The 16,919-nt window shown below is 59.8% G+C and carries 15 protein-coding genes; 3 read left to right on the forward strand and 12 right to left on the reverse strand.

Features of this window, described 5'->3' with window-relative positions; translation table 11 throughout:
* Window positions 1-449 precede the first annotated feature (449 nt).
* On the reverse strand, window positions 450-1,055 hold the full coding sequence (locus JSY17_RS10265; protein WP_117163163.1) for a DJ-1/PfpI family protein: 606 nt from the start codon (window positions 1,053-1,055) through the stop codon (window positions 450-452).
* 97 nt (window positions 1,056-1,152) lie between these two features.
* On the opposite strand from JSY17_RS10265, the gene ftrA reads away from it, so the two are divergent.
* Window positions 1,153-2,106, forward strand: a complete 954-nt coding sequence (gene ftrA, locus JSY17_RS10270) for a transcriptional regulator FtrA (RefSeq protein WP_025260304.1) — start codon at window positions 1,153-1,155, stop codon at window positions 2,104-2,106.
* 137 nt (window positions 2,107-2,243) lie between these two features.
* Here ftrA and JSY17_RS10275 read toward each other — a convergent pair whose 3' ends face one another.
* From JSY17_RS10275 to JSY17_RS10320, 10 genes are read right to left on the reverse strand one after another with little or no spacing between them, the layout of a single operon-like run.
* Window positions 2,244-3,386, reverse strand: a complete 1,143-nt coding sequence (locus JSY17_RS10275) for a serine hydrolase domain-containing protein (protein ID WP_206401664.1) — start codon at window positions 3,384-3,386, stop codon at window positions 2,244-2,246.
* Window positions 3,387-3,389: 3 nt separating this feature from the next.
* On the reverse strand, window positions 3,390-4,544 hold the full coding sequence (locus JSY17_RS10280; protein WP_206401665.1) for an iron-containing alcohol dehydrogenase: 1,155 nt from the start codon (window positions 4,542-4,544) through the stop codon (window positions 3,390-3,392).
* Between the two features lie 31 nt (window positions 4,545-4,575).
* Window positions 4,576-5,220 (reverse strand): LysE family transporter, encoded by a 645-nt coding sequence (locus JSY17_RS10285; RefSeq protein ID WP_122371433.1) that lies wholly within the window; start codon window positions 5,218-5,220, stop codon window positions 4,576-4,578.
* A gap of 40 nt (window positions 5,221-5,260) precedes the next feature.
* Window positions 5,261-6,997: an FAD/NAD(P)-binding protein gene (locus JSY17_RS10290; RefSeq protein WP_206401772.1), complete on the reverse strand. Its 1,737-nt coding sequence runs from the start codon at window positions 6,995-6,997 to the stop codon at window positions 5,261-5,263.
* Window positions 6,998-7,050: 53 nt separating this feature from the next.
* Complete coding sequence (gene sbnB, locus JSY17_RS10295; protein ID WP_117185558.1) at window positions 7,051-9,060, reverse strand: 2,3-diaminopropionate biosynthesis protein SbnB; 2,010 nt, start codon at window positions 9,058-9,060, stop codon at window positions 7,051-7,053.
* 10 nt (window positions 9,061-9,070) lie between these two features.
* A complete protein-coding gene (locus JSY17_RS10300; protein ID WP_206401667.1) occupies window positions 9,071-10,387 on the reverse strand; it encodes a SidA/IucD/PvdA family monooxygenase in 1,317 nt (438 codons plus the stop codon).
* A 56-nt stretch (window positions 10,388-10,443) separates the two neighbouring features.
* The gene (locus JSY17_RS10305) at window positions 10,444-11,430 is read right to left on the reverse strand and encodes an ABC transporter substrate-binding protein (RefSeq protein ID WP_206401669.1); all 987 of its coding nucleotides are present in this window, start codon (window positions 11,428-11,430) and stop codon (window positions 10,444-10,446) included.
* A complete protein-coding gene (locus tag JSY17_RS10310) occupies window positions 11,427-12,569 on the reverse strand; it encodes an NAD(P)/FAD-dependent oxidoreductase (RefSeq protein WP_206401670.1) in 1,143 nt (380 codons plus the stop codon). The genes JSY17_RS10305 and JSY17_RS10310 overlap by 4 nt, the downstream gene beginning before the upstream one ends.
* Window positions 12,570-12,583: 14 nt before the next feature.
* Entirely contained in the window at window positions 12,584-14,083 is a 1,500-nt protein-coding gene (locus JSY17_RS10315; RefSeq protein WP_117183221.1) for a methionine--tRNA ligase, read from the reverse strand.
* Window positions 14,076-14,468 (reverse strand): cupin domain-containing protein, encoded by a 393-nt coding sequence (locus JSY17_RS10320; protein ID WP_117163154.1) that lies wholly within the window; start codon window positions 14,466-14,468, stop codon window positions 14,076-14,078. Before JSY17_RS10320 ends, JSY17_RS10315 begins: the two co-directional genes overlap by 8 nt.
* Before the next feature lie 556 nt (window positions 14,469-15,024).
* Between JSY17_RS10320 and parS the strand changes: the two genes are divergently transcribed.
* Together parS and JSY17_RS10330 are read left to right on the forward strand one after the other, a co-directional pair.
* On the forward strand, window positions 15,025-15,477 hold the full coding sequence (gene parS, locus JSY17_RS10325; RefSeq protein ID WP_232849385.1) for a type II RES/Xre toxin-antitoxin system antitoxin: 453 nt from the start codon (window positions 15,025-15,027) through the stop codon (window positions 15,475-15,477).
* Window positions 15,477-15,956, forward strand: a complete 480-nt coding sequence (locus JSY17_RS10330; RefSeq protein ID WP_201012527.1) for an RES family NAD+ phosphorylase — start codon at window positions 15,477-15,479, stop codon at window positions 15,954-15,956. Before parS ends, JSY17_RS10330 begins: the two co-directional genes overlap by 1 nt.
* Here the strand turns inward: JSY17_RS10330 and acuI are convergent.
* A complete protein-coding gene (gene acuI, locus JSY17_RS10335; RefSeq protein ID WP_206401671.1) occupies window positions 15,917-16,900 on the reverse strand; it encodes an acrylyl-CoA reductase (NADPH) in 984 nt (327 codons plus the stop codon). The genes JSY17_RS10330 and acuI overlap by 40 nt on opposite strands.
* Window positions 16,901-16,919 lie beyond the last annotated feature (19 nt).

Here is a 16,919-nt window from a genome sequence, read left to right on the forward strand (position 1 = left end):
TTCCTGCACTCTGGACGTGGCGAAATGGGCGCGGGCCTGCAATTGAGCAGGTTGGTGAAGGGAATACAAGAAGCCCCGCAAACGCAATCCCGCTGCCTGCCAAAGGACAGTTCAGAGGGATGATTCAGGCGAGGTAAAGCGACCGCTGCATTTTTCGAGAAAAAGATGCGTTACGCACAAGTACGCAACGGTCATCAGTGATGCCCCCGCATGGCTGACTGACTGTCAGCCAGAGGTAATATCGGCACCGAGGCTTGCGAAAAAGCAGAAAACAAACGTAACGGCAGGATGGCTCAGGTTTTGTACGAAAACTCGGCGAGCGGTACTCAGGCAGGCGAAACAGGCAAGGAACGGTCGGAGTCGCGCCCGACTTTACTGGGTGTAAATAAGCATTCCGAGCCCGGTTTCAACGCAGCATGAGCGACGCGCAGCCAGTTTACGTGCAAAGCCTAGTCGTTTTCGGTCCAGTCGAAGTCTAGTTGCAGTGCGGTACGTTCCGCCAGTTCGCGGCTGTGCAGGCGTTCGACCAAGTGCAGACTCATGTCGATACCGGCGGAAATGCCTGCTGAAGTCACGAAGGCCCCTTCGTCGACCCAGCGCAGGGTGCTCAGCACATCGATGGAGGGGAACATTTCCTTGAGATCGGCGATGTCTTCCCAATGAGTGGTGACCTGCTTGCCCGCCAGCTTGCCGGTCTTGGCCAGCATGAAGGCACCGGTGCAGACGGCGGCAACCACACGACCGGGTACGGACTGGTCGCTGATCCAGTGGATGACATCCGGCTTTTCCAGTTCGGCATTCACCACGCCGCCCGGCACAATCAGGCAGTCCATGGCCGGGTGATCGTGGATCGAATAGTCCGGGTCGACCTTCAGGCCGGCCCTGGCGCGTACCGAAGCGGTGCTTCGGCCGATGGTGAATACGTTGAACAGTGGCCGTTCGTCGCGGCTCTTGCGTGCGTGCATGCGTGTGGCAGTGGTGAACACTTCATAGGGCCCTGCGAAGTCAAGGACTTCGACGTCGTCATAGACATAGATACCGATATTGAGTGACATGAAGGGGCTCCAGAGTACTTGGTGACAGCCGTCAGATTACCCAGTAGCATCACACCGAACTACTGTCGGTAATGCCAATATCCGGTAACATCGCGCCATGAAAAACCATCTCGTCGTTGCCCTCATCTACAACCAGCTCTGCACCTTCGAATTTGGCTGCACGGTGGAAGTCTTTGCTCTGAAACGACCTGAACTGGGCGTCAACTGGTATGAGTTCGCAACCTTCCCGGTGGATGATGGCCCGATCACTGCAGCCGGCGGCATTACCATCGTGCCGACGCCCGGTGACGTGCTGCTGGAAAACGCCGACACCATCATCGTTCCCGGCTGGCGCGGGGTAGAATCCGCAATCCCGCAGCGGCTTATCGAACAGCTTCAGGCAGCCCATGCACGCGGGGCACGTATCTGCTCGATCTGCACCGGAGCCTTTGTACTGGCGGCGGCTGGCTTGCTCGATGGGCACAAGGTGACCACCCACTGGCGTTATACCGACCTGCTGGCGACCATGTATCCGGGCCTGACCATTCAGCCCAACGAGTTGTATGTCGACCAGGGCAATATCGTCACCGCTGCCGGCTCTGCCGCGGGCCTGGACATGATGCTGCATCTGGTGCGCAACGATCACGGCTCCCGGGTCGCCAACATGGTGGCGCAACGCATGGTGATCCCGCCCCATCGCGAAGGCGGACAATCCCAGTACGCCTCACGGCAACTGGTAGCCGCCGCCGATGGGCCGATATCCAACCTGATGGACTGGATCCGCAGCGACCTGCAACGCCCGCACACCATCAAGGAAATGGCCTCCCGTGCCGCCGTCAGCACCCGCACCCTGCACCGCAGCTTCATGGAAAGCACCGGGCTGACACCTTATGACTGGCTGCTGGGCGAGCGCATCGCATACGCCAAGGAATTGCTGGAATCTTCGCGAATCCGCCTCAATGAGGTGGTAGACAGAGCAGGGTTTGGCTCGGAAGAGTCCTTCCGCCGACATTTCCGCAATCTGGTGGGTATCAGCCCCAGCAGCTACCGCAAGCAGTTTGCCAGGGCCTGACCCTCAGGGTGGCCAGGATCGCGGGAAGGGTCTTGGCCGCGACAACCCGTTTCAGACACTGAAAATGCCCAGCCCTTCAACGTGAAGTCGCCAGCAAGCTGCCTCCCACCAGTGGCAGATACTGATACTGGCCCGTTCTAACCGTAGATCGCCTCGACCAGCCCATCGGCCAACGCACCCCATGCTCCAGCCACGGCGGTATTGGTCAGGACAACCAGGCTGATCCCGTCCTGCGGATCGACCCAGTAATGACAGCCGTATAAACCACACCACGACCAGGTGCCCGCGCCCTGAGGATGTCGGGCCAGATCGGGATCGGTCAGGAGCACCGGACCAAGGCCGAACTTCCAGCCTGCACCCCTGCCCGCCAGCCTCGTTTCGCCAATGGCGTTGCCCAACAGGCTGGCGGTACTCGCGGCGTTCAATATCGGTGAACCGCCCAGACGCAGGCACTCCAGCAGACGCAGATAATCATCGGCAGTACCCAGCATCCCTGCTCCACCAGAAGCATAAGCCTGCGACTCAAAGGCACGGTTCGACGACAGCCAGGCATGACCGCTGTCGAGCGCCAGCAGATCATGCTTCACTACCCGCTCGGGACCGCGAATCCCGTCCTTGTAAGCGCAGGCCAACGGTTGATCGTCATCGAAACGGAAACCTGTCGCCTTCATGCCCAATGGCTGCGTCACCCAACGTGCTACCGCTTGCGGCAATCCATGGCCGGTCGCCTGTTCGATAACAGCCCCCATCACATCCGTGGCCAGCGAATAGCCCCAGGCAGTCCCCGGCTCGAACAACAGCGGCACACTGGCCAGACGTTGCAGGTTCTGCTGCAGGTCCATGGCGACAAGATCCAGCCCGTCCGACACACCGGCCAGGTCATAGGGATTACCTGGCGGTTGCTCGAAGCCATAGCTCAGGCCGGCAGTGTGCGACAGCAAATGCCTCAAAGTGATGACCGGCTCTCGCCCATCGTCCATCCGGGGACGAAAGTCCTTGAGCCAGTTCGTCACCGGATCCTCCAGCGACAGGATTCCCAGCTCACAGAGCCGCAAAGCCGTGACCGAGGTCAGCAGTTTGCTCAGAGAAGCCAGACGAAACCGGGTATCGCGCGTGACCGTTGTACGTCTTTCACGATCGGCCCAGCCACGGGCAGAGGCATAGCGAAGCTCGCCCTCTTGGGCCACCAACAGCACGCCTCCCACAATCGAGCCCCGGTCGACAAAGCCCTGCCAGACTTCGGCCAGCCGCTCCATGCTCCGCGCATCGACAGACGGCATGCGTTACTGCCCTCTGACCGCATGACTGAATATCTGCGAATAGACCTGGGCCGAATGAGGGATCGGATTGGTATGCGAGCAACCATCGGCAAAGGCCATACGCCCGACCAGTTCCGCATCCCGCTCATCGAGACCAATCGCACCCAAGGTGTGAGGGATGCCGATCTCTTCCCGCAGTTGCAGCAGCCATTGCATGACGCCCTCGAAACCCGGTCTGGGCAAACGCAGGTAAACCGCCAGGTCATCCATTTGTGTGGTCAAGGCCGATTGGTTGGCTTGCAGGACATAGGGCAACAGAATGGCATTGAGCAAACCATGGTGCAGGTCATACAAGGCCCCCAGACTCTGGGCGATGGCATGCACACCGCCCAGCCCTCGCTGGAAGGCGGCTGCCCCCAGGCTTGAAGCCACCAGCATTTGCTGACGGGCCTCGAGATCGTGACCGTCAGCCACGACTCTGGGCAGGTAGGCCTTGATCAATTGCATGCCCTTGACCGCCACAGCCTCGGCCATCGGGTGATAGACCGGTGAGCAGTAGGCTTCCATACAGTGAGTCAGCGCGTCAGCGCCAGTGGCTGCGGTCAGCTGTGCAGGCAGATCAAGGGTAAGGTTGGCATCGAGAATGGCAATGCGCGGCAGCATGCGGATATGCAGGATGGTGCGCTTGACCCGCGCCTCTTCGTCGGTGATGACCGACGCCCGCCCCACTTCCGACCCCGTTCCCGCCGTGGTAGGCAGGGCAATGACCGGCGCAATCCCCAGAGGATCGGCCCGCAAATGGTTCTGCCCGATATCCTCGAAATCCCAGAGCGGGCGGGTCTGACCCGACATCAGCGCCACCGCCTTGGCCGCATCCAGTGCCGAACCGCCACCAAAGGCGATGACACCGTCATGCCCTCCCGACTTGTATGCCAGCAGGCCATTGGCGACATTGTCGCCGGTGGGATTACCCTTGACCTGATCGAACAGGCCGCAGTGCCCCAGCGCTTCGCGGCAGTCGGCCACAGCGTTGTGAATCATGTCGGTGCTGCCCAGAAACGTATCGGTAATCAGCAACGGGCGCTTGATCCCCGTGACGCGACAGGCGTCGGCCAACTCGCTGACACGCCCCGCGCCCACCCGGATCGAAGTGGGATAGTTCCAGTCGTTAGTGTGCATGTGTCCATTCCTTATCGAGGCGATAGTTGTTTCAACCGATAACACCGGCAGGCAATAAACCGATCAGCAGCCGCAGACCGAAAACGATCATGAACAGCCCGGTAATGATGTCGATGGCCTTCTTCATGCGCTGATAGCGCGCCTGCACAGCGGGAATCGAAAACAGTGTCGCCAGCAAGACAAACCAGGAAATAGCCAGAATCGCGATGATCGAAACTCCGGCAGTACGCACCCACATCGGCATGCCCGGCGTGGTGACGGTGGTAAATACGCTGGTGTAGAAAGCCAGCGCCTTGGGGTTGGTCATATTGGTCAGCAGGCCAAAGCGATAGGCACGGCTCAGACTACCGATGCCCAGAGCCTGGATATCACGCGGCTTGGGCTGACTGCCCGCGCTGCGCAGACTCTTGCTGCCCAGCCAGGTCAGGTAAGCGCCCCCGAGCAATTGCAGAGCCGGCTGCAACCAGGGCAATTGCTGAAAGATCAGCCCCAGACCGGTGGCCGCCAACAATGCCCAGATGATGCTGCCCGACGCAACGCCCAGCCCGGCGCAAATTCCTTGTTGCCTGGACTGACTGAATGAAAGTTGGGTAATGACCAGAAAGTTGGGACCGGGGCTGATAATCAAAACGATGAAAGCACCGGCGAGCGCGGTCAACAACGTGATTTCGTACATGAAAAACTATCCTGTTCAATTCAATAAGTAATGTTGCGGATTACAGCCCGACGGCTGTTGAAGCGTTCACGCCCAATGCACCCATGCAGGACTCGACCGCCAGTCGCGCTTCGATAAGCGCCCGGCAGCCCGGGTCCGGCGTGGGAACATAGTGGTTATAGAAAGTGCAGCCCTCGACGGCAGGCCCCAGAACCCAGAGCCTTTGCTGGACCGAACCATCGACGCTCAACGCCCGACCGACGCTGTCCGTCTCGATGCCGTCGGCGGGATAGGCATGGGCAGCGCGGACCAGCCCCTGACGCTGCAAGTCACCAATCACCCCCTGATGGCTACGGGACAGGCCGCTATGGGGGACCCGGGCCTTGATGACCCTGCCGAATCCCGAACAGTCCATGTCTTCCATCGGCGGCAGGACTGTGACCACACCGGCATCCATCAAGGCCAGCAGGTCTTCGTAACGCTCCTTTTGCGGACCGCCGACCAGCCGGTTGGAAAGCCCGGCCCAGGTGCCATAGAACTCAAGGGTCGAGGCTGACGTCAGCCCGTTTCGATCCACCAGCATTCGTAGCAGATCCCGATAATCGCGCCAGACTTCCAGTGCCTGCTTCAGCGGGCTCAGCGCAGTGCCTCGACGGCTGAGCGCCAGGTCATGTTCGATCCAGTCGCGATACCACTGACTGTAATCGCTGGCCTGCCCCGTCCAGCGCCGGGTTGGCAGCCACCGTGCAGGCTCGAACTCGCCCCACTCTCCGGCCAGACGGGCGAACAGGGACTCTCGCGCCTCGGCACTTTGAGCCTCCCGAAGCCATTGCTGAACAGACGCCAGTTGCTCGGGGGATTCGAGCCGGACCCTGGCCTGATAGAACACCCCACGCATCTCGTCCTTGATCAGCGGCAGGATGTCCTGCTCGAAATCCAGTTGCCCGGTCGCACTCTGTTGCCGCAAGACCTCGATGGCCCGGGCCGTGAAAAACAGTCTGGGCAATCTGGCAGTGCTGGCCGGGCTCCATTGCGGTCGGGCATGGAACGCCAGCCCGGAACGGGAAAACAGACTGATGTGCGGCTCGCGTCCCGAAGCAATGTAACGCCAGCCAGCAAAGCCAGCGTCGCGCTCATAGCGCCCGCCTCGCCCCTCGGTCAATGAAGCAAGGGTATCCATGGCCGTCAGCCCGAGACCTTCGATGGCGACCCGCTCACCCACGGCCTGTTCAGCAAGAACTTCAGGCACATGCCCGCTGGTGAGAAATACCGCTTCGGTCGTGAACGGTCTGCCATTGGCGGTCTGCAGACAAAAGCCCGACATCCCCGACAAGGGCTGACAACCGGTCACTTCCTCAGGGTAATGGCGCACCTGAACATGGGCCGGACACTGCTCCAGCAAAAACCGATAACTGTCCTGCAGGTAGCGACCCAGCAGCTTGCGCGGCACAAAATCGCCAAACCCGATGGGCCGAGCGTTCTCGTCGTCACTGGTGTGGCCACGCTCATCCAGACGCACGCCACGGGCTGTACACCATTGCAGAAAGGTCATGCCCACCGGCTCGCAGACCGGAAACGCACTGGAAAACGCCGAAAGCTGGCCGGCCATGGTGTTGAGCATCAGGTAGTCCGGCTGCTCGGCCAGGTGCAAGCCACCGCCGGGCAATTGCGGATCGAAGACTTCGATCAGCCAGCGCCAGCTCCGGTCATCGCGAGCCATGCCAATCAACTGCTCCAGGATACTCAGTCCTCTGGAGCCCATGCCGATAATGGCGACCTTGCGTGTTTCAGGTTCGATTACCGGAACCGGCTCATCAATAAAACGTTCGATGGAAAGAGTCTGCATAGCCATCACCACCGGTTCGACTCAAAGAAGAACCGGGGCACGGACAACGCCGTGCAGTCGGTAATCGCCTGCTGATACACCCGCTGCCCCACCGCCAGATCCAGCACTCCAAGCCCGAACGGCGAGAAGATCGTCGCTCGGTCCGGCTTCAACTCGATCTGCCCCAGCATCAGTTGCGCCAGGGTGCCGTTGATGAACGAGCGGTCCTGGTAATGCTGCACCGCAAGATCCGGCGAGGTCTGGGCCTTGAGGCAGTGCTCCACGTCATCAAGGATATTGTTGGAACCGGCAATGACCTTTGGCCCCAGATCACGCAATGAGATATTGAGAATCACCTGCTCGGGTCGGAACGGATAATCTTCCACGTAAGGGCTTGGCGCGGTGGTCGCAAACACCACCACATCGGCCTGCAGGCTGCTTTCCAGATCCGCAGGGTGACTGGTCAATTGATGGCGGGTCGAAGCGTGTTCGATCAAGGCAAGGGCCGACTCCACATGCTTGTCGAATACACTCACGTCATCCATCGTCCAGCCATCACTGACGAACATGTCCAGAATCGTGCGGGCAATGAACCCCGCGCCGATAAAGGCGATTCGACGGACACTGCGTTGCTGCCGGTTCAACCAGCGCGCCCCCAGCACGGCCGAAGCCGCCGTCCGCATGGCACTGATGCGCGAAGCTTCCAGGCACGCAAAGGCATAGCCGGTCAGCGGATCGTTGAGGATCAGCACCGCCGAGGCACGCTGCAACCCTGTGTCGATATTGCCGGGAAAGCTGGAAATCCACTTGATGCCACTGACCGGCTGTTCACCCGACAGGCTGGCCGGCAAAGCGATGATTCGATTGGCCGGGGCCTGGGGAAAGCGCAGAAAGTAACTGTCGGGATTGATGGAACGCCCTGCTTCATGCTCCAGATACGCACGCTGCACATCGTCGATGCAGGCCTGCGGATCGTCGGCCAGAATCCTCGCTACAGCCTCGCCATCCACCACATGAAACGGCGTCTGGCGCAGGCGTTCGGCGGCCAGGTAGGTGGTCCACTCGGGCACGATCGGCATGTCCGCCAGGGTCATGTTCAGCACTTCATTGCCAAAGCGCTGCTCGACCCATGAATCGTCATAGAGAGTGTCCAGATAGCGCTCACCCCAGTCCGGGGATAACGCCACCACCACCGAGCCCGGCTCGATACGCTCGCGCCAGGCATGCACGGCCGCCACCACAGTGGCGGTCGAACCACCGACCAGCAGGCCTTTGCTGCGCGCCAATACCCGGCACATGGCAACGGTGCGCGATTCAGGCACCATTTCCAGGGCATGAATGCCTTCGGCGTTGAAGATCGGCGGTCGCTGGCTGGTGCCCAGTCCCGGAATGAAACGGCGGCTGGCGGGAGTGTTGAAAGTCACCGAGCCGACACTGTCCACGGCAATGATCCGGGTGGTGGGATGGTGACGCTGAAAATACTGCACGCAGCCCATCAGGGTTCCGGTAGTACCGGCGCCCACGAACAGATAATCCACATGCCCGAAATGTCGAGCGATGGAGCGTGCCGTCGTCCGCGCATGGGCTCGGGGGTTGGCCGCATTCTCATACTGGTTGAGCCAGACATAGCGCGAGTCACTGCTGACCTTGTCACGGATCAGGGCGATACGTGTGCCCAGAAAACCGCCATTGGCGTCCGGCGTATCGACCTGGATCACCTCGGCACCGTAAGTGCGCATCATGCGGATGTTGTGATTGGAACTGTTGGGATCGACCACACAGGTAAATCTGATCGAACGCTCGGCGCAGATCATCGCCAGGGCCACGCCCAGGTTGCCGGACGAGGACTCGATGAGAATGGTGTCCGGGCCGATCAGGCCACGGGCCTGCAAGTCATCGACCAGGCCGACGGCAGTCTTGAGCTTGATGGAACCTGCCGGGTTGAGCGATTCCATTTTCAGGAAAAACTCATGCCCCAGGCCCGCGACCTTGAGAAAGGTCTGGTCGTGAACGATATCGCAGATATTGTCGTACATGAGGATCACTTCACTGTGTCAGGAGCTGGGCATCGGCCAGGGAGTCGAGGGTGTGTCCAAGGGCATTGGCGATACGCTCGGCGCGCAATGCCATCAGGGAAAACGACTGGCTGTCACTGATGCCATGGGTCCGTTCGGACAGGCCGTTGACCCAGATACCCACGTCGCACTCGCCCTGAGTGGCGACGTTGTAATTCCTGTCGATGACCAGACCGCCATCCAGATCGGCCTTGAGCCAGGGCTGCAGGTTGCTCAGCAACGGCGGGATCAGATACTGCTGGTAACCCGTGCCCAGCACGATCACATCCACTTCCAGCACTTCGGTGCGCTGGCTGAAGGTGTCGGTCAAGGCCACGCGATAGCCCTGATCGATCTTTTCCACGTGGGAAATGACTCGGTAACCATAGGTCTGCAGGCGCTTGCGACCGGCAATGGTGTCTTCGTAGATCATCGAGAACAGTTTCTGACTCTCATCCGGATCGATGCCGGCGTAGTTGGTCGACCGGCTCCAGTCGAGGAATCGGTGGCGTGCGGCAGGGCTCAGGTCATGGAAGTAATCGACATGATCCGGGGCGAAAACCCGGTTGGGGAACTGGCCCAGTTGGGTCAGCTTGAAACCTGCGGAACGATGCACCGAATGCACCTCGATGCTGCTGTCGCGTCCGATCAGCTCCAGCACCGACTCGCTGGCGCTCTGCCCGGAGCCCAGCACCAGCCAGCGCTTGGGCAGCTGCTCGCCAAAGGCCTTGAGGCGCGTCAGGAATTGCGAGGTATGGAACAAGGTCGGGCCAAGCAGCGCCTGGAACTCCACCGGCACTCTTGGCGCACTGCCACTGGAGAGCACGATATTGCGCGTGTTGAAACTGGCATCCGGTGTCTTGACCCGCACCTCGCACAACCGGCCGTCACGAATGACCGGCAGGATTTCAGTGACGGGCGCATTGAAGCGGGTGTGGCTGTCGACCTGTCGGGCAACCCAGGCAACGTAGTCCGACCATTCATGACGGCTGGCAGGACGGCCCAGCAGACCGAAGTCGAACATGCGGCCCTGGCTTTTCAGGTACATGGCGAACGAGAAACGGCTGCGGGGGTTGCGCGGCGTTACCAGGTCGCGAAAGACATGGTGATTGATATCGGTTCCGGCCAGCAGCAACTCGCGATGCCATTGCGTATCCGGCGCGGCTTCAAGATAACGAACCGTCAGGCGAGACAGTGGGTCATCGACTTCCCGCGCATCTTCAAACACACAGGAAAGTGCAATACCTGCCGGTCCGAAACCAATACAGACCGCATCGGTATTAAACATGTGTGGTGCTAAGTTACCCATTGAATAACCATCCTTAGAACTGGAGTAAATGGCAGTAAGCAGATAGAGGTGTTGCGCTATTCGGTAACGGGGACGAGCCCTCCCTCGCCCAGTTTCCAGACACTGTTGAACGCACCCCGACATTCGCCCCGGTCGAAACCGACGAGGCCCAGCGGAGTGTCGAAAGTGGTGTTGCTCAAGGCATCCAACAGCTCGGCCTTGCGCCCGTTGCTGTTGGCCAGTACCGCCAGCACGTAAAACATCAGCAGGCTTTCGCGGTAATAGGTTTGCGGCATTGCGCCGTACAGCTGTCGATGAAGATCCGTTGCGTGACACGAAGAGCCTTCCGACTCTTCAGCCGGACCAGCCACACCGAAACCGATGACATAGGTGTCGCAATCATCGGCCTGTGCAGAGCCCAGGTAAGGCGATGCGGCGTCGTCGGTCAGCACCAGAGGTCGTTTGCTGCCTGAGCGGCGTCGTGCAAGCCAGTGCTCGCGACTGGCCTGCAAGCGCCCGGCGAAGACTTCCACCTGAGCCTGCCCGGGCTCGTGAACCTGGCGCAGCCCCGCCTGTTGCGCCGCCACGGCAATAGATCTGGCCAAGGCCTGGCCGTGTGCGCTGTCGTCAGCAGCGATATGCAGGACTCGCCAGTCACGGTTTTTCAGCCAGGCCAGCAAATCATTGGCCAGTTGCCGATCCGACGGGCAAAAGCGAAAGACGTTGGAGTGCTCCAGCGTCAGGCAGTCGATGGTCGCAGCAGGCGTCAACAAGGCGATTCCCGCTTGCCGATAAACTGCCGCGGCACTCAGCGCCGCATCGGAAGAGAAGTGCCCGACCACCAGATCGACTTCCCGGTCGATCATCTGGCGTGCGACTTCTGCGCCGCGTGCGGCATTGGCACCATCGTCGAGAAAACACCATTCCACACGGTCCAGCCCGGGAATGAAGTTGCGGGCCACAGCCAGCGCACGCAGAAAGGTTCGGGCATGGGGCGTGTCATGGGGATCGAACAACGCACTGACGCCAACCCGCAGGAGGCGCGACTTCTGCACTAGGGTCATGGCTGTATGCTCGACTCGGCGGAACCATTGCAGGTGCGGGTCGGTGAGAGGAGCGACCATTCACTGCCCAGCTCCTGACCTGCCAGATGACTGCGCAACTGGTCGAAAGCAATTTGTGCAATCGCCGGGGCAAACTTGAAGCCAAGCCCGGACATCCCGGTAGCCAGATAAACCGGGCTGTGCTTGCCGCAGAACCCCACCAGCGGCCTGCCATCGGGGCTGTAGCTGTCAAAGCCCGGCAGTACATCCAGCACGCTGATCAGGCCGGTGGATGCCGACAGTTGCTGCAGTCGCTGACGAGCATCCAGGGCATGACGCTCATCAGGCAGGGCAAGGCTCTGCGGCCAGGCACCCGCCTCTCGCAAGCCACAGCCGGTCTGCACGATATTGCGAGTCAGAGGGATTGCGTAAGCCTGGGTGACGGCGTCGATCACCGGCATGAACCAGGTACTTTCGGTCATCACTCGTGCCAGGGGAATGGAACGGGTTTCAAGCCCGAAGTCCATGCCCGGCAGCAGATCCGGACTCCAGGCACCGGCGGCGATAACCACAGCCCGGCAGCGCAAGGTGGCACTGCCCAGTTCGATACGCACATCGTGACTGGAACGGCAGTCGATGGCTCTGACTTCGCTGTGCTCCAGCAACAATCCGTACTGGCGAACCACATTGCTCAACAAGGCCACGGCCTGACGCACATTGCCCACACTGGCACGCGGCTCGAACAGATTGACCCGCGCGTCCTTGTGACAGTGCGGATAATGCACGCCGTCAAGCTCATGAGTGCCGACCAGATGCATCGGGTAGCGCACTTTGGCGTGCTGACGAATCGCGCTCCAGATATTCTCCAGTTGATCCGGCGCGGCGCGATAAATCACGCCGGTACGGCGCAATGCATTGGAATAGGTCGTGGCGAAAACGCCCTCATCCATCAAACCAATGGAATAGGCCGCCAGCTCCATCAGCAGCGGGTCGGCGTCATACAGCCGCACCAGCCCGCCGGAATAGCTGCTGGAACCCAGGGCTCCTGCCGCGCCCTTGTCGATCAGTGCCACGGAAACACCCGTACTGCTCAGTTTTGCGGCAATGCTGGCTCCCACGATGCCAGCGCCGATCACCGCAATTTCATAATCGATGAACATCGGGATGTTCCTGCTCAGATGGAGTATTCAGCGGCCGAGCCGGACATGACCGTGGCATTGACCCGCGCTTCGGGCAGCCGGAATGCCGTGACGATGCGCGCCGACATCTGCGGGATCAGCGGTTTGCCGATGACCGCCAGAAATGCCGCCAGATGAATCACCGGTCGCCCTTCGGCAAGGCGTGCAGCAGTGATGGCAATCACATCCAGCAGCACCTGAGCCATGCCCTTCATCGAGAAATGTTCGGGGTCTGAAGCCTTGATCCATTGCAGACGCAGGGCTTCAAGCAGACCGGCATCCTGGCCGCAGACGCCACTCCACCAGCAGTCATCGCAGCGCTGCCCGGCGTCCAGCAAGGCCGGGAAGAATTCGTTGAATACGCTTTGGCGCCATTGCTGGAAGTGCTGCAGACGGAAATCGCCTTCGCTTTCTTCAGGAGCAATACTGGCCAGATACAAACGAGCGCTGTCGGCGCAGGCTTCACGGGCCAGATCACCGACCCAGATGGCATGGTTGCGGCTGGTGGACAGGTTCAGGCCATCGAGCTTGAGAAACTGGTTGGGAATGAAGCGCTGGCTGACCTTGATATCATCCAGGGTCGACAGTTGCGCCGGATACACGATGGCGTGGCTGAACACGCAGTCGAAACCCAGAAAATGCACCAGCGTCCCCTGCCCCGATTGCCAGTACTGACGGAACAGCTCGGGGCGTCCGGCCCGATCCGCATACTCCCGAAAAGCCGCCATGTAACCGGCCAGCCCCATGAACCAGGTATGCACCCGGCATGAACCGTCGGCCTCCAGATCCAGCCCGCCATCTTCAGGGCGCGTAACACCCCAGTCATGCAGATGCTCCACGGTCTCGCGCAGCCAGTTGTCCAGCGGCCTGCGCCATTTGCGGAGCAACAGCCTTTCTTGCAGGACCGGCTTGAACGCCGCCAGCTTCATGAAGGCACGATGGGTGGACTTCCATTGCGACGGTTGCTTGCACAGCTTGCAATGCAGGTCGGTCATCAAGGCAGCGTCGGGAGCCTGGGCACAGTTTTCGCACTGGCTGGCATCGGACTCGGCACCGCAATAATTGCAGTTGCCCCTGGCGAAAGCTTCATAACCCCATACCCGGCAGTCCGGGCAGTACGGTTCCTCGGCATCGCGAAACTCGATGAAACCGGATTGGCGGACCTTGCCGAATACCTCGCCAACCGATTGCTCGAACCATGGATTCCGGTAAGGACGCATCCAGTTGTCGGGCTTGATGTTGATCGCAGCCAGCGAAGCCTCGATGCGGTCCGAGTTGCGATTGGCCAGTTCCACCGGATCGACATTCAGCTCCATGCCTTTGCGCAACATGTAGGACTGATAGTCGTCCGAGTAGGAAACCAGCACGCAATCATGGCCGCGCTGGCGTTGAACACGAGTGAAGACATCGGCTGCCAGAAACGGCCCGGCGATATGACCGATGTGCAGATCACCGTTGGGCGTGGGCGGGGTGATGGTCACAATGAACTTAGCCATTGAGGCACCCCGTCGTCTCGTTGTGCTGTGCGACGAAGGCATTCACGTAGTTCATGTCCCACCAGACCACGTAGAAATGAAAGTCCTCATCGGAATCATTGATGACGTAGTGATTGGTGTGTTTGGGGATTGCCGCGATGTCCCCTACGGCAAACTCCATTTCCCGTTCACCGACTACCAGCCTGGAGCGCCCCTTGATGGCAATGAAGATTTCCTGATCGATCTGGGTGTGGGCTTCACTGCTGGTACCGGGGCGAACGACACACCAGCCACCGGCAAATGGCATCGGATAACCCTCCCATGGCAGCAGACGACTGCCATCGAGCCCGTACTCATTGACCAGAGCGTCGAAGTTGGTTTTACGGTGAATGTCGAACTTTTCCATGCTCAAATCCGTGCGTTGTAGACGGACAAAGCATGAATTCGGAGGAAATCGTTGGCTATCGGATCGCCTGATAAGTCAGGTGTGCCGTATCGATTTTCTGGATGGATGTCTATGAAACTTCGTCTCTCCGGAAGCCCGCTTATCTGAAAGGGAAACGTCTTACAAACATCCGAGAATGTAATTCAAGGCATTTCATTACAAATAAAAGACAACTGAATGACAGGCGCTGCAAGGCATTGGCGCGCAATGCGCCAACAATGATAATCACTATCATTGTTGCTGATGATTGAATATGCACGGTCAGTGTTACTGTGCCCGCGATGACAGAACACGTGGATAGCCTTGCGAAACCGCATCGCAGGGCCTGAATACCTGCTCTACTTCATCAGTCCTTTGGTTAGATCTTTAAGCCATCACACGTGAGTGCGGTGGCTTTTTTTTGGCTTGAATGTTCGAGCGTGATTTCGGGCAATCGGCAGTAACAACTTTCGTCTTGATGAGCAGCCTGTTTGCGATAGTTTTTGGCCGTTTTCCAACGGTAGAAACAGGCACTTCGATGTCCACCCCAGCAGTTCCCCCTCGCAGCACCGAGTCCGGTGCCGAATTCTGGCTTCTTGCCAATCAAGTTAGCAGACGCACCGAAAATGAACGTCTGATGAATATCCAGGCAGGATTTGCTCCAGGCTGGATCCGCTCGGTCCGGGAAGCATTCAGGCTCAATCATGAACACCTTGAAGAATTGCTCAATGCCTCGACCTCCACTCTGGAGCGACGCCAACGCCAGCAGCAGCCTCTGGATCGGGTGACCTCGGAACGCCTTGACCGGATCGCCATGATTGCCACTCAGGCCATGGATATCTTTGAAACACCGGAGCGCGCCAGCCAGTGGATGCTGACCGCCAATGCGGCCTTGAGGGATCAGTGCCCTTTACGCTTGTGTGAAACGGAGATCGGGGCCTGGCAGGTACGCCGGACCCTGGCAGCCATCGCCCATGGCGGGGTTGTCTGATGGAGGTCTGGAGAATCGCCAGGGCACCGTTCGCCACCGACCTGAGCGGCCAGGGTGCCGCGTTATATGGCGGGCGCTGGAATCATCAGGAACACAAGGCCCTGTACTTCGGCATGACAGCGACAATCTGTGCGCTGGAAACGGTTATTCATTGCACAGAAGTCCCGCGTATCGCGCTGAAACTGGTGAGAGTGAAATTGCCGGACGAACCGCAGCTTTACTGCGAGCCCGACCTGCAATCACTTGGCGAAGGCTGGGCCAGCAACCCGGCCGATGTTCCGGGTATGGATTTCGGCACGGCCTGGCTGCGGCGTTGCCAGCAACTTGGCCTGATCGTCCCCTCTGCGGCACTGCCCCAGGCCCGCAATATCATGCTCAATCCGCGGCACCCGGCAGCGAAGCGGATCGAGATCATGGAAATCACCGACTTCGCTCTGGGTCAGCGATTGATATCCACCACCAGCCTGCCACGCACCTGACCGGCAATCAGTTGTGGCGCAATATCGATGACTTCGCTCAAACCGATTTCACGACTGATCAGCGGCAGCAGCGAGATATCCAGATCACTGGCCAGTCGCGCCCAGGCTTCAAGACGGTCGGCGCGCGGGCGATTGACGCTGTCGATACCGGCCAGGGTGACTCCGCGCAGGATGAACGGCGCGACCGATCCCGGAAACTCCATGCCCTGAGCCAGGCCGCAGGCTGCGACGATGCCGCGATAACGAATCCCGGCGCAGATATTGGCCAGCGTATGGCTGCCGACCGAATCGATGGCTGCCGCCCACTGCTCTTTGGCCAGTGGACGACCGGGTTCGGACAAGGTCGCTCGATCAATGATCTGTGCAGCGCCCAGTTGCTGCAGGTACTCGCTTTGTGCAGGACGCCCGGTCGAAGCCACCACCCGGTAACCGAGCCTGGCCAGAATGGCCACCGCAAAACTGCCCACGCCACCGTTGGCACCGGTCACAAGCACATCGCCGCTGTCGGGCGTCAGACCATGTTTCTGCAAAGCGATAACCGCCAGCATTGCGGTATATCCGGCCGTACCTATGGCCATGGCCTGGGCTGGCGTGAAAGCCTCGGGCAGCGGAATCAGCCACTGGCTCTTGAGCCGTGCCCTGGCAGCCAGACCGCCCCAATGTGCTTCGCCCACGCCCCAGCCATTGAGCAGAACCTGATCACCCTCCTTGAATTCCGGGGTATCGCTGCTCTCGACCGTTCCTGCCAGATCGATCCCGGGCACCATGGGAAAACTGCGCACCACAGGGCTGGCGCCGGTGATAGCCAGGGCATCCTTGTAGTTGAGGGTGCTGCTGGACACCTGCACCGTAACATCGCCCGGCGGCAGCGAAGATTCATCGATATCTGCCAGGCTGGCGCGATATCCCTGCTCGTCCTTGTCGATCAAAATGCCTTTGAACATATGCACCTCCAATTTAGAC

The organism is Pseudomonas capsici (assembly GCF_017165765.1).
GTDB classification, from domain to species: domain Bacteria; phylum Pseudomonadota; class Gammaproteobacteria; order Pseudomonadales; family Pseudomonadaceae; genus Aquipseudomonas; species Aquipseudomonas capsici.

Coding starts and splice junctions, on each gene's coding strand:
- acuI (WP_206401671.1), bottom strand. CDS start 16,900: ATGTTCAAAGGCATTTTGATCGACAAGGACGAGCAGGGATATCGCGCC.
- JSY17_RS10330 (WP_201012527.1), top strand. CDS start 15,477: ATGGAGGTCTGGAGAATCGCCAGGGCACCGTTCGCCACCGACCTGAGC.
- JSY17_RS10300 (WP_206401667.1), bottom strand. CDS start 10,387: ATGGGTAACTTAGCACCACACATGTTTAATACCGATGCGGTCTGTATT.
- sbnB (WP_117185558.1), bottom strand. CDS start 9,060: ATGTACGACAATATCTGCGATATCGTTCACGACCAGACCTTTCTCAAG.
- JSY17_RS10320 (WP_117163154.1), bottom strand. CDS start 14,468: ATGGAAAAGTTCGACATTCACCGTAAAACCAACTTCGACGCTCTGGTC.
- JSY17_RS10265 (WP_117163163.1), bottom strand. CDS start 1,055: ATGTCACTCAATATCGGTATCTATGTCTATGACGACGTCGAAGTCCTT.
- JSY17_RS10285 (WP_122371433.1), bottom strand. CDS start 5,220: ATGTACGAAATCACGTTGTTGACCGCGCTCGCCGGTGCTTTCATCGTT.
- JSY17_RS10310 (WP_206401670.1), bottom strand. CDS start 12,569: ATGTTCATCGATTATGAAATTGCGGTGATCGGCGCTGGCATCGTGGGA.
- JSY17_RS10315 (WP_117183221.1), bottom strand. CDS start 14,083: ATGGCTAAGTTCATTGTGACCATCACCCCGCCCACGCCCAACGGTGAT.
- JSY17_RS10305 (WP_206401669.1), bottom strand. CDS start 11,430: ATGACCCTAGTGCAGAAGTCGCGCCTCCTGCGGGTTGGCGTCAGTGCG.
- JSY17_RS10280 (WP_206401665.1), bottom strand. CDS start 4,544: ATGCACACTAACGACTGGAACTATCCCACTTCGATCCGGGTGGGCGCG.
- ftrA (WP_025260304.1), top strand. CDS start 1,153: ATGAAAAACCATCTCGTCGTTGCCCTCATCTACAACCAGCTCTGCACC.
- JSY17_RS10275 (WP_206401664.1), bottom strand. CDS start 3,386: ATGCCGTCTGTCGATGCGCGGAGCATGGAGCGGCTGGCCGAAGTCTGG.
- parS (WP_232849385.1), top strand. CDS start 15,025: ATGTCCACCCCAGCAGTTCCCCCTCGCAGCACCGAGTCCGGTGCCGAA.